This window comes from Klebsiella sp. KE9456 (genome assembly GCF_043832615.1).
In the GTDB taxonomy this organism is placed as follows: domain Bacteria; phylum Pseudomonadota; class Gammaproteobacteria; order Enterobacterales; family Enterobacteriaceae; genus Klebsiella; species Klebsiella indica.
In genome coordinates, this window is record NZ_JBDYQK010000012.1 from 42264 (window position 1) to 54447 (window position 12184).

At 49.1% G+C, this 12184-nt stretch carries 10 protein-coding genes and 1 pseudogene; 8 read left to right on the forward strand and 3 right to left on the reverse strand.

Going from position 1 to position 12184, the window contains the following annotated elements; all coding sequences use genetic code 11:
* The first annotated feature begins 55 nt into the window (after positions 1 to 55).
* The 5 genes from manD to ABK821_RS13830 all read left to right on the forward strand — a co-directional run bounded on the left by manD (position 56) and on the right by ABK821_RS13830 (position 6821).
* Positions 56 to 1270, forward strand: a complete 1215-nt coding sequence (gene manD / locus ABK821_RS13810; protein WP_138362170.1) for a D-mannonate dehydratase ManD — start codon at positions 56 to 58, stop codon at positions 1268 to 1270.
* Between the two features lie 217 nt (positions 1271 to 1487).
* Positions 1488 to 2894, forward strand: a complete 1407-nt coding sequence (gene uxaC, locus ABK821_RS13815; RefSeq protein WP_343178744.1) for a glucuronate isomerase — start codon at positions 1488 to 1490, stop codon at positions 2892 to 2894.
* A 26-nt stretch (positions 2895 to 2920) separates the two neighbouring features.
* Positions 2921 to 4471: an MFS transporter gene (locus ABK821_RS13820; RefSeq protein ID WP_343178743.1), complete on the forward strand. Its 1551-nt coding sequence runs from the start codon at positions 2921 to 2923 to the stop codon at positions 4469 to 4471.
* 175 nt (positions 4472 to 4646) lie between these two features.
* The gene (locus tag ABK821_RS13825) at positions 4647 to 6110 is read left to right on the forward strand and encodes a fructuronate reductase (protein WP_343178742.1); all 1464 of its coding nucleotides are present in this window, start codon (positions 4647 to 4649) and stop codon (positions 6108 to 6110) included.
* Positions 6111 to 6389: 279 nt separating this feature from the next.
* The gene (locus ABK821_RS13830) at positions 6390 to 6821 is read left to right on the forward strand and encodes a universal stress protein (RefSeq protein ID WP_142501331.1); all 432 of its coding nucleotides are present in this window, start codon (positions 6390 to 6392) and stop codon (positions 6819 to 6821) included.
* Between the two features lie 62 nt (positions 6822 to 6883).
* On the opposite strand, the gene ABK821_RS13835 is transcribed toward ABK821_RS13830, so the two are convergent.
* The gene (locus tag ABK821_RS13835) at positions 6884 to 7570 is read right to left on the reverse strand and encodes a GntR family transcriptional regulator (protein WP_138362177.1); all 687 of its coding nucleotides are present in this window, start codon (positions 7568 to 7570) and stop codon (positions 6884 to 6886) included.
* 90 nt (positions 7571 to 7660) lie between these two features.
* On the reverse strand, positions 7661 to 8410 hold the full coding sequence (ydfG, locus tag ABK821_RS13840; protein WP_138362178.1) for a bifunctional NADP-dependent 3-hydroxy acid dehydrogenase/3-hydroxypropionate dehydrogenase YdfG: 750 nt from the start codon (positions 8408 to 8410) through the stop codon (positions 7661 to 7663).
* A gap of 172 nt (positions 8411 to 8582) precedes the next feature.
* On the opposite strand from ydfG, the gene dcp reads away from it, so the two are divergent.
* Together dcp and ABK821_RS13850 are read left to right on the forward strand one after the other, a co-directional pair.
* Complete coding sequence (gene dcp, locus ABK821_RS13845; RefSeq protein ID WP_343178755.1) at positions 8583 to 10628, forward strand: peptidyl-dipeptidase Dcp; 2046 nt, start codon at positions 8583 to 8585, stop codon at positions 10626 to 10628.
* 629 nt (positions 10629 to 11257) lie between these two features.
* A pseudogene (locus ABK821_RS13850) lies at positions 11258 to 11368 on the forward strand (LysR family transcriptional regulator); the annotation flags it as partial.
* 27 nt (positions 11369 to 11395) lie between these two features.
* Here the strand turns inward: ABK821_RS13850 and ABK821_RS13855 are convergent.
* Positions 11396 to 11611, reverse strand: a complete 216-nt coding sequence (locus ABK821_RS13855) for a hypothetical protein (RefSeq protein WP_260607821.1) — start codon at positions 11609 to 11611, stop codon at positions 11396 to 11398.
* On the opposite strand from ABK821_RS13855, the gene ABK821_RS13860 reads away from it, so the two are divergent.
* Positions 11519 to 12130: a substrate binding domain-containing protein gene (locus tag ABK821_RS13860; RefSeq protein ID WP_260607817.1), complete on the forward strand. Its 612-nt coding sequence runs from the start codon at positions 11519 to 11521 to the stop codon at positions 12128 to 12130. The genes ABK821_RS13855 and ABK821_RS13860 overlap by 93 nt on opposite strands.
* Positions 12131 to 12184 lie beyond the last annotated feature (54 nt).

Consider the following 12184-nt stretch of genomic DNA (forward strand, 5'->3'; position numbering starts at 1 on the left):
GTAGGTCTGATGATTTAATTTTCTCTACTAACCGCACAGAAGTAAGGAATAAGAAATGAAGATCGTTGCCGCTGAAGTTTTCGTCACCTGTCCGGGACGTAACTTTGTCACTCTTAAGATCACCACGGATGATGGCATCGTCGGCTTAGGTGACGCCACGCTGAACGGCCGCGAGCTGTCCGTTGCATCGTATTTACGGGATCACCTTTGTCCGCAACTGGTGGGGCGTGATGCGCACCGTATTGAAGATATCTGGCAGTTTTTCTACAAGGGCGCTTACTGGCGTCGTGGGCCGGTAACGGTGTCGGCGATTTCCGCCATCGATATGGCGCTGTGGGATATTAAGGCCAAAGCGGCGGGCATGCCGTTGTATCAATTGCTGGGGGGAGCATCGCGGGAAGGCGTGATGGTTTACTGCCATACCACCGGTCATTCGATTGATGAAGTGCTTGATGATTATGCGCGTCATAAAGAGATGGGGTTCAAGGCCATTCGCGTACAGTGCGGGGTGCCGGGTATGAAAACCACCTACGGGATGGCGAAAGGTAAAGGCCAGGCCTACGAACCTGCGACCAAAGGCCAGTGGCCGGAAGAACAGCTATGGTCAACAGAAAAATACCTTGATTTTACGCCGCAGTTGTTTGCCGCCGTGCGGGAAAAATTTGGCTTCAACGAGCACTTACTTCATGACATGCATCACCGCCTGACGCCGATTGAAGCGGCCCGTTTTGGTAAGAGCATCGAAGATTACCGTCTGTTCTGGATGGAAGATCCCACTCCGGCGGAGAATCAGGCATGTTTCCGCTTAATTCGTCAGCACACCGTTACGCCAATTGCGGTAGGGGAAGTGTTTAACAGCATCTGGGATTGTAAGCAGCTGATTGAAGAGCAACTGATTGACTACATTCGTACGACCATCACTCACGCGGGCGGGATCACAGGGATGCGCCGCATCGCCGATTTTGCGTCGCTTTATCAGGTGCGTACCGGTTCACATGGTCCGTCCGATCTGTCACCAATTTGCATGGCCGCCGCGCTGCATTTCGACTTGTCGGTGCCGAATTTTGGCGTTCAGGAGTATATGGGCTATTCGGCACAAATGCTGGAAGTCTTCCCACATAGCTGGACGTTTGATAACGGTTATATGCATCCGGGCGAAAAACCGGGCCTGGGTATTGAGTTCGATGAAAAGCTGGCGGCGAAATATCCCTATGAACCGGCTTATTTACCGGTCGCCCGCCTGGAAGATGGCACGCTGTGGAACTGGTAGATCCCCGGACGGGCAATATAAAGAGTGACAGGATTACTTTACTGTTTTCTATGTCACCATTAATAATTTAATCCGCCAGAAAATTTTACGCATCAGAATCTGTACTCTATATCTTTTTGATGCGCTGAGTTTGATTTTTTACGCGCAGATAAACGCGACCGATATAAAAATAGTTGAACTACATACTGAATTACAAACCTTTATCAGGAGGGGAGTTATGCCATTAATCAATGAGAAGTTTATGATTAAAAGTGAGTACGGGCGTAGATTATATAACGAAGTGGCAAAAGATTTACCTATCATTGATTATCATTGTCATCTGGTCGCAAAAGAAATTTATGAGAATAAATGTTTTGCAAATATGAGCGACCTCTGGTTATCCGGAGATCATTATAAATGGCGGGCAATGCGTGCTAATGGTGTAGATGAGCATTTTATTACTGGCAGCGCCACCGCAGAAGAAAAGTTCTGCAAATGGGCCGAGACCGTCGAATCATGTTTTGGCAATCCTCTTTATCACTGGACTCATCTGGAATTAAATGCGTACTTTAACTGTCAACAAGAGTTAAACTCTCAAAACTGGAAAGAAATAATGGCGCATTGTAATAAACTGTTGCGGGAAGACGCATTTACACCACGACAACTTATTCAGCGCTCAAATGTTGAGGTGATCTGTACGACAGATTCACCACTAGACGACTTACATTATCATAGACTTTTGAATGATGATCACACTTTTCCAGTTAAAGTGTTGCCGACTTTCCGCCCGGATGATTTCTTCCTGGAAAGCTCGCATGAATTTTCTGTCTTTATGGATAAGTTATCTGCATTAGTTGGGTTTTCAATTACAACATTTGAAGATTTTGATAAAGCGGCAGCGTGTCGTATTGACTATTTCCATGAACGCGGATGCCGTATCTCTGATCATGGCCTTCTTGCCATTAGCTGGCGTGAAGTTAGTTATGAAGTGATTGCGGAAATATTTGCTCGTAAACGTGCAGGAGACACGATCAACATTGAAGAGCAAAATGGCCTGAATAGTGCTATTTTTATCATGCTCGCCAGACATTACAAGCAACGAGAATGGGCTATGCAAATCCATTTTGGTGCTATTCGTAGCAATAATAGCGTTATGCTCGCCAGAATTGGTATTAATACAGGGTTTGACTCAATTGCAGATCAATCAGAACTTGCAGAAAATTTAAATCTTTTCCTTGATGCTCTCAGCAGACGGACTATTTTACCCAAGACTATTATTTATAATCTTAATGGTAGCTACAATGATGTTGTGGCGTCGACAATTGCTAATTTTCAGAGTGCCGAACTGGGTGTTAAGTCACCATTACAATTTGGTTCAGGGTGGTGGTTTAATGACACGCGCCGTGGAATGGAAAACCAGTTAAATTCACTGGCCGACCAGGGCCTGTTAATGAACTTTGTAGGCATGCTCACTGATTCCCGCAGCCTTGTTTCATATCCTCGACACGACTATTTCCGGCGAATTCTTTGCAATTTAATTGGACGTTGGGTCGATGATGGCGAAGTTCCACAGGACAATGTTATTTTGACCAGGATGATAAAAAACATATGTCATGATAATGCAGAAAAATATTTTAAATTTTAATATTCACCATAGTCTGAGGAATGAACATGTCTCGTACTAACAAAAAAATTACCATTCCGGTAAGTATCGGATACGGTATGACAGATATTATGGGTGGGGGAGCATTTACCGTTATTGGCGCGTGGCTGCTTTTCTTTTATACTACATTCGTTGGTTTATCTCCAGTTGAGGCTGCATCAATCGTGGCGATTGCACGAATTGTTGATGCGATCGTCAGTTTATTCATGGGGAGTTTTACAGATCATTTCTATAAAAACTATCTAGGCAAAAAGTTTGGTCGGCGTCGATTCTTTCTTTTAATTGGCGCACCATTAATGCTTGTCTATATGCTTCTTTGGCTGGATGGGATGAGTTATGTTTTTTATCTTGCAGTTTATCTGGCCTTTGAAATTATTGCTGCAATGGTGCTGATCCCATGGGAAACTTTGCCGTCAGAAATGACAAAAGATTTTAACTCACGCACGAAACTGTCAACATGCCGCATGTTCCTTTCTGCATCAGGTACTTTTTTAGCAACATTTATTCCTGGGTTGTTAATAAAATATTTTGGTGAGCATGATGCAAATGCTTACTTTATTAATGGCGCGGTCTTTGCCATCTTATTTATGGTTTGCGTATTTATTTCCTGGAAAGTAACCTGGGAGCGTGACCTTACACCAGAAATGTTGGCTGAATTAGAAAGTAATACACCTAAAAGAAGTTTTTTGGAAAATTTGACAGCATTAGGCAATTTATTCAAAGAATATGCTTCAACGCTGAAAGTCAGAGCCTTCCGTAAGCATTTAGCGATTTATTTATTCTCCTTCACCGCTAAAGATGTCTATAATACTGTTTTTGTCTTTTTTTGCGTGTATTGCCTTAATGTTTCATCCTCTCTGGCGGGAACATTGTTATCGATGAGTATTGTAGGATTGCCTGTAACCTTACTTGCGGGGATGGCGATTATTAAGTATGGGCCATCACGTCTCTATGTATTTGCCTATTGCCTTATGATGCTGTGCTTAGGTGGCTTTTTCCTTGTTTATCAATTCCCGACAGATAACAAAGTATTATTGCTGGTAGCGCTTGCGGGCGTATATCAAGTAGGGCGTTGTGTACTCGAGTTTACCCCATGGAACGTTTTCCCGTTCATTCCTGATATCGACGAAATGATAACCCGGCAGCGTCGTGAAGGTTTGTTTGCCGCAGTGATGACCTTTTCGCGCAAAACGACAGTCGCCATCGCGACTTTTGTTGTGGGGTTGTTAATGCAAAGCGGTGGCTTTGTGAAGGGGAGTATTAGTCAACCCCAGGAGGCTATTAACACTATTGCAATGCTGCTGTTTATCGGAACGTCCTCACTATTGCTAATTGCGCTATGGCAGGCATTAACTTTTCATCTCAACAAACGCACGCACAAAATTTTTGTTGATGAGGTGGAACGGCTGAAAAATAACGGGCTGAAGCAAAACGTAACTGGCGAAGTTCGCCATATAGTGGAAGATCTCACTGGCTATAATTACGACCAATTGTGGTGCGATTCCAGCACTCAGTCAGGACGTTCATCTTCATCATCACCGTCTTCTACGACGAGTTAAGTCTGTCTGTGTGATAACAGCAGTTGATTGAATAGTGAATTGTGGTTATCACACAACGCGAGTTTTGTTCATCCAATTTTCAATTTAATAATGTAAATCAAGATATACGCCACACAAATTATTAAACTAGTATGGCAGGTAATTTTTTCTCTTTCTTCTATACAGCGAGTCAAAGATGCAAAACATGCTTTTAACAGCTAACGCCACGCTGCCGTCTTACGACCGGAACCGCCTGGTTCCGCGTATCGTTCATCTGGGCTTTGGGGCATTTCATCGCGCCCATCAGGCCGTCTATGCCGATATTCTCGCAACTGAGCACAACAGCGACTGGGGCTATACAGAGGTCAATCTGATTGGCGGCGAACAGCAGATCGCCGACCTGCAACAGCAGGATTTACTCTACACCGTCGCTGAAATGTCAGCGGATGCCTGGACCGCCCGAGTTGTTGGCGTCGTTAAACAGGCAATGCACGTCCAGGTTGATGGTCTGGAAAGCGTGCTGGCGAAAATGTGTGAGCCACAGGTTGCTATTGTCTCATTGACCATCACCGAAAAAGGTTACTGTCACTCGCCGGCCAGCGGAGAGCTACAGCTGGATCACCCGCTGATTGCCGCTGACTTACAACATCCTCATCAGCCAAAATCGGCGCCGGGGGTAGTGGTTGAAGCGCTGGCGCGACGCAAAGCGGCAGGGCTGGCGGGGTTCAGCGTGATGTCCTGCGACAATATGCCCGAGAATGGTCATGTGATGCGTAATGTGGTCTGCGCCTACGCCCGGGCGATTGACGCCGATCTGGCCGAGTGGATTGTGCATAACGTCACCTTTCCATCGACAATGGTTGACCGTATCGTCCCGGCGGTGACCGCAGAGACGCTGGATAAAATTGAGCAGCTTACCGGTGTTCGCGATCCGGCTGCCGTCGCCTGCGAGCCGTTCCGTCAGTGGGTCATTGAAGATAATTTTGTCGCGGGTCGTCCTGAATGGGAAAAAGCGGGTGCTGAGCTGGTTACTGATGTCCTGCCGTTTGAAGAGATGAAACTGCGTATGTTAAACGGCAGCCACTCCTTCCTCGCTTATCTGGGGTATCTGGCCGGGTATCAGCACATCAATGACTGTATGCTTGACGATAACTATCGCCGGGCTGCCCATGCGCTGATGCTGGATGAACAGGCACCGACCCTGAAAGTGCAGGGCGTTGATCTGGCGCGTTATGCCGGATTACTTATTGACCGCTATAGTAATCCCGCGCTGAAGCACCGTACCTGGCAGATCGCGATGGACGGCAGCCAGAAGCTACCGCAGCGTATGCTGGATTCGGTTCGCTGGCATCTGGAGCGGGGCAGTGACTTTAGACTGCTGGCGATGGGAGTTGCTGGCTGGATGCGCTATGTTAGTGGCGTTGACGACCAGGGACAGGCGATTGAGATTTCTGACCCACTCTTACCGGTCATTCAGCATGCGGTACAACACAGTACAGACGGTGAAGACCGGGTAAAGGCCCTGCTGGCAATAGACGCTATTTTTGGCCAACGCCTGAGCCAGTCACCTCGCTTCGTTGATGAGGTCATCGGCGCCTATATGTCACTGCAAAAGTATGGCGCAAAAGCGACAGTGGCAGCCTGGGCGCAGGCTAACTAACTGTCGATCTGGTGCCGCCGGTTTCGGCGGCATTGTTATCATTTAGGCTCTCTTGCCAGTATTGCCGCCAGTATCAGTCAAGTCTGTTGTTATTAATGGTAAATATTGATCCAGATCGTTGAAAATACATAACTTTAGCTAACAATAACTAAATATAAATAATTGATATTTATTTTAATGGATTAAATATTTATTTTGCTGATTAATCGTTCTCTTACTGAAATAGATATGTCATGATGAGCTAACTCACTAAGTTTGTTCAGAAAAGGAGAACGGGCAATGTACAAAAAAATATTGTTACCCGTAGATGTTTTTGAAATGGATTTAAGCGATAAAGCCGTTCGTCATGCACAGTTTTTGGCCTCAGCGGATGACGGGGAGATAACCTTGCTTAACGTTCTGCCGAACAGCAGTCGTTCTATTCTGCGGGGCTTTGCGGCCGATATTCGTAAGTTTGAAGTTTATATGCGTGAAGAGTCAGAGAAAAAAATGCAGACGCTGGTCCGTCTGTTTTCCATTCCTGCGGAGCGAATTCACTCCCGGGTGGTGTTTGGCAACGTACGTGATGAAATTTTAGCGATGAGTAACGCCGGAAACTTTGACGTCATCGTGATTGGCTCGCGTAAACCCGGTATTTCTACCCATCTGTTGGGCTCTAACGCTGAGTCTGTTTTGCGTCACGCCAGCATTCCGGTGCTGGTGGTGAGATAATATCGGTACCATAAACCTGTGGCGGCAGAGATAAAATCTGCCGCTGTTTTTAGTCCTGGCTTTTAATCATCGCTGAACCAGTCGCTATTTTCCTGACGAATCAGTAAAACCGATTCGCTGATTTCCTGCAAATGCAAACTCATCGCTTTTTCCACCGCCTCCGCATCGTGGACCTGCAGCGGCTGGAAAATATCATAATGCTGGCGCAGCAACATTTCCGGGGAAGAAATATGATCGAGGCTCATATAACGAACCCGGTCAATCGTCGCTTTAATATTTTCAACAGTATCCCAGGCCAATTGACACTCAGCAATGACGGACAGCTTCTGGTGAAATTCGTCATCGAGGAGGAAAAAATCATTTAACTGTTGACGTTCGACTGCAGTACGTTGCTGATTAAGATTTTGTTCCAGTTGATACAGTTGTTTATCATTTATCATTCCGGCGGCGCGGCGAGCGACGGCACATTCAATGGCCTGGCGGACAAAGCAGCCGTTACGTACCTGGGCGAGGGAAATCTTATTCACATAACTGCCGCGCTGTGGCCGAATTTGAATCAGGCCGTTTTCCGCCAGTTTAATAAAGGCTTCACGTACCGGTTGACGAGAAACGTCAAAACGCACGGAGACTTCCTTTTCAGATAATGGGGTGCCTGGCGGAATCAGACAATGGACGATATCCCGACGAAGGATACGGTAAATTTGCTGGTTTACAGGCTGTGTCGGATTCAGTTGGGATTCTGCGGCCATTGATGATTACTTTTTTATGAGAAATATGCGCTATTTTACGCGTTTTTTGCTTTCCAGCCCAGACCCGGCCATGAGGCCGGGTAACAGGACTTAACCCTGACGGTATACGCTCAGCCCGCCGAAGCTTTGGCTGACCGGCATCATCTCCAGGGTGTTGATGTTAACGTGTTCTGGCAGCGTGGCCACCCACCAGACCGCTTCGGTCACATCTTCCGGCGTCAGCGCCTGGGTATTTTCATAGGCCTTACTGGCTTTGGTATCATCGCCCTTAAAGCGTACGTTGGAAAACTCGGTTCCACCGACCAGTCCCGGTTCGATGTCAGTGACGCGCACGGCGGTGCCATGAAGGTCGGTACGCAGATTCAGAGTGAACTGGCGCACAAACGCTTTGGTCGCACCATAGACATTACCGCCAGCATAAGGCCAGTTCCCGGCCGTTGAGCCGATATTTATAATATGGCCGCGATTGCGCTCAACCATACCCGGCAGAACGGCGCGCGTCATATAGACCAGTCCTTTATTGTTGGTATCGATCATGTCTTCCCAGTCTTCCACGCTGGCTTTGTGCGCTGGTTCGAGGCCCAGAGCCAGGCCGGCATTATTGACAAGAATGTCAATCGATTGCCATTCCGTAGGTAGCCCGGCGATCATCTCTTCGATAGCCGCACGATTACGCACATCCAGTTGCGCGGTATAAACGTTACCGCCCAACTCATCCTTCAGCGTTTTCAGGCGTTCTTCGCGACGCCCGGTGGCAATCACTTTGTGGCCGTTAGCGATAAAACGGCGAGTAATACTTTCACCAAAACCTGCAGTTGCACCGGTAACCAGGATAATCATCTTACTGTTCCTCAACGCTTTTTGTGTCTTCATACCATAGCACGCGATCCCGGCGACGGGTAATGGAAATCATCTGCTAAAACGGGATATTTGCGGCGGGGCGTGGCGTAATCATTGCTGTCAATCAACGAGTTGCCTAATCTTACAGAATAATCGTGTCCAGGAGATGATGATGTTGGAAAACAATCCTTTTTTAAACGTCAGCCTGCTGCCTTATCAGGCCCCGCCTTTCGATATGATCGACGTGAGCCATTACCGTCCGGCCTTTGACGAAGGTGTGCGGCGTCAGCGGGAAGAGATTACCTCAATTGTTAATAATCCGGCAGCGGCGGATTTTTCTAATACGCTGGTGGCGCTTGAGCAGAGCGGGCAGATGCTGGCGAGGGTGACGAATGTCTTTTTCGCCATGGCAGGTGCGAACACCAACCCGACAATTCAGGCGCTGGATGAACAGTTCTCCGCTGAACTGGCTGAGCTGAGCAATGACATCTGGCTTAATGATGCGCTGTTTCAGCGAGTGAAAACAGTATGGGAAAGGCGAGAGACGCTCTCTCTGGATGCCGAGTCCCGCCGTCTGCTGGAGGTAACCTGGCAGCGTTTTACTCTCGCGGGCGCGACGCTGGACGACGCGCAAAAAACGATGCTGCGGGGGCTGAATACCGAAGCGGCCGGGCTGCAAAGCCAGTTTCAGCAGCGTTTGCTGGCGGCGGCGAAGTCGGGCGGGCTGGTGGTCGAATATGCACACCAGCTTACGGGACTTCGTGAAGATGAGATTCTCGCCGCGGCAGAAGCGGCACAGGAAAAAGGGCTAAGCGGGGGCTGGTTTCTTTCTTTACTCAATACCACGCAACAGCCTGCGCTGCTCGCATTACAGGACAGGCAGACGCGGGAAAATCTGTTTGCAACGGGCTGGACGCGAAATCAGAAAGGCGATGCCAATGATACGCGGGAACTGGTTCTGCGGCTGGCGGGGCTCCGTGCACGTAAAGCGCAATTGCTGGGCGCTGACGATTTTGCCAGTTGGTCGATGGCGGATCAGATGGCGGGCACGCCGGCAGCGGCCTTTGCTTTTATGCGGCGAATCGCGCCGGCGGCGCGAGCCAGAGCAGAGAGGGAACTGGCCGATATTCAGCAGGTGATTGATGATGAAGGCGGTGATTTCCGCGCGGCGGCCTGGGACTGGCTCTATTATGCAGAGCAGGTGCGTCGGGCGAGATTTACTATCGACGAGGCGCAGCTAAAACCCTATTTTGCTCTTGACCGTGTCCTGCGCGATGGCGTGTTCTGGGCTGCAACCCAGCTCTTCGGCATTCGCTTCGTTGAGCGCTTTGATATTCCGGTTTATCACCCGGACGTACGGGTTTGGGAAATTTTTGACGCTAACGGGGAAGGAATTGCGCTGTTCTACGGTGACTATTTTTCGCGTGACAGCAAAAGTGGTGGGGCGTGGATGGGCGTTTTTGTCGAGCAATCCACGCTCCGTGCGCAGCGGCCGGTTATTTACAACGTCTGCAACTACCAGAAACCTAAAGCAGGTCACAGCGCATTGCTTTCCTGGGATGAGGTTATCACGTTATTCCATGAATTTGGCCATACGCTGCACGGCCTGTTTGCCAGCCAGCGGTACGCCAGTTTGTCAGGGACGAATACGCCGCGGGATTTTGTCGAGTTTCCTTCGCAGATTTATGAACACTGGGCCAGCGAGCCGCAGGTGTTTGCCCATTATGCGCGGCATCACCAGACTGGCGAGCCGATGCCTGAAGCGCTGCGCGACGGCATGTTCCGCGCGGCGAAGTTTAATAAAGGCTACGACATGAGTGAACTGCTGGCAGCCGCGCTGCTGGATATGCACTGGCACAGCGTGAAGGCAGACACGCTGCCTCTGGATGTTGATACTTTTGAAGCCGCATCCTTGCATGCGGAAAAGATGGATTTGCCTGCCGTCCCGCCACGTTATCGCAGCAGCTATTTCTCCCATATCTTCGGCGGCGGTTATGCGGCAGGCTATTACGCTTACCTGTGGACGCAGATGCTGGCGGATGACGGCTATCAGTGGTTTGTCGAACAGGGCGGTTTAACCCGTGAAAATGGCCAGCGTTTCCGTGAAGCAATTCTGTCACGCGGGAATAGCACTGATTTAGCGGAACTTTACCGCCAGTGGCGCGGGCACGATCCTGAAATTGGCCCGATGCTGGAAAATCGCGGGCTCAGCGAGTAGCGCGTTTTGTCGAGTCAAAGGAAACCGGACTTGATACCCAATGCCGGTCAGTTAAGCGAGCCATCGGCGTTTTATGCTGTTTTGTTTACTGCTCCGATGCAGTGCGAGGGCTGATGGATATCGCCTGTTTTTTCATGACATTCAGCCCCCGGCTGGCCGCTGACTGAGTGCGGCATCACCGATGGGGGTGGGGGCATCAAGGAGTGGCCGCCAGCACGGCGGCCCAGAGGGTGGAATCACTTCCCCAAATAAATTTTAAATTCTGAGAAAATCACAGGCTATCAGAGCCGTCTGGACGTGTGCGTTGGTATCGGTGCTACTGTTAGCTGTGACAGAAGGCGTGTCACTTTTAGTCGAAATTTTCCTTTTATGATGTTATTTATCATTTTGTTTTTAAAGGATTAACTCTGACGTTTTGACGTTAAAAAGCAAAGGTCAGACAAAATATAGCACGCCGCATAGACATTACTAACTGTATGGTTAATATTGATTGCAGCAGCATTGACCGTATTCTCCCTCCTACCGTCAATTATCCTGGTATTCCGGGATGACTGCGCTTGTTGCTTAGCTGCAATATCCTGTTCATTCGGCCAATGGAGTGAATAATCGTGAATAAAGTACTGCGGGACATGCCATTATTTATTGCTGTCGCCCGGCATAAAAGCTTCACCAGAGCCGCAGATACCCTCGGTATGCCTGTTTCCACGCTTTCGAGCAGAATAAGTTCTATGGAAAAACGGCTGGGAATCCCCTTGTTGGTGCGGAACTCACGGAATGTTGAGGTGACGGAAAGCGGGAAGATCTTTTTCAAGCGATGCGAGACGATCGTTGCCGAAGCCGACGATGCCTGTGAAAATCTCGCCCGCGAGGCTAACGTTGCTGCCGGGTGCGTGCGTTTCGCTGTCGCCGGGGATATCTACCACAGCTATCTTCAGGGCGTGGTGGGGAATTTCACCGCGCGATGGCCCGATATATGTTTGCATGTTACGTTTTCTTCTCGCTGGGTCGATTTGCTGTTAGAACCCTATGATTTGGACATCAGGGCTGGCATCCTGCCTGATTCCGGGCTGAGAGTGCATACACTGGCATCGCTGCAACCTTCGCTTTATTGTTCCCCTTCGTTACTGAAACGTTATCCCACCCCGCAACGCCCGGCGGATCTTGCCGGTTTGCCCTGCATCGCCGTTTCCCAGCAGGGTAATGTATGGGTGATGAGTAACGGTGACAAAAAAGAAAGTACGCTCATCCACCCGGCTCACACCGTTAATAACCCCAATCTGGCGCTGGAGATTGCGCTGGCGGGGAGCGGAGTAACCTGGGCGGACCCGCCGATGGTCGCCGGATATTTAGCCGCAGGGACGCTTGTTCCGGTGTTGGCGGGGTGGGTATTTCCCAGTGTGGATCTCAGTGTAGTCATGGTAAATAGCCAGTTACCGAAACGCGTCAGGCTGTTTGTCGACTTTCTGGTGGAGCACTGTAAAAAAATGAACCGCATGCTTTGACCCTCTCAGAACACGACAGGCGTCAAGGCTGATGCATCCTTACTGATTCAGCCT

Bases quoted from the DNA above. Each gene is read 5' to 3' on its own strand.
- manD (WP_138362170.1), top strand. From the start codon at position 56: ATGAAGATCGTTGCCGCTGAAGTTTTCGTCACCTGTCCGGGACGTAAC.
- uxaC (WP_343178744.1), top strand. From the start codon at position 1,488: ATGCCATTAATCAATGAGAAGTTTATGATTAAAAGTGAGTACGGGCGT.
- ABK821_RS13820 (WP_343178743.1), top strand. From the start codon at position 2,921: ATGTCTCGTACTAACAAAAAAATTACCATTCCGGTAAGTATCGGATAC.
- ABK821_RS13825 (WP_343178742.1), top strand. From the start codon at position 4,647: ATGCAAAACATGCTTTTAACAGCTAACGCCACGCTGCCGTCTTACGAC.
- ABK821_RS13830 (WP_142501331.1), top strand. From the start codon at position 6,390: ATGTACAAAAAAATATTGTTACCCGTAGATGTTTTTGAAATGGATTTA.
- ABK821_RS13835 (WP_138362177.1), bottom strand. From the start codon at position 7,570: ATGGCCGCAGAATCCCAACTGAATCCGACACAGCCTGTAAACCAGCAA.
- ydfG (WP_138362178.1), bottom strand. From the start codon at position 8,410: ATGATTATCCTGGTTACCGGTGCAACTGCAGGTTTTGGTGAAAGTATT.
- dcp (WP_343178755.1), top strand. From the start codon at position 8,583: ATGTTGGAAAACAATCCTTTTTTAAACGTCAGCCTGCTGCCTTATCAG.
- ABK821_RS13855 (WP_260607821.1), bottom strand. From the start codon at position 11,611: ATGCAAACATATATCGGGCCATCGCGCGGTGAAATTCCCCACCACGCC.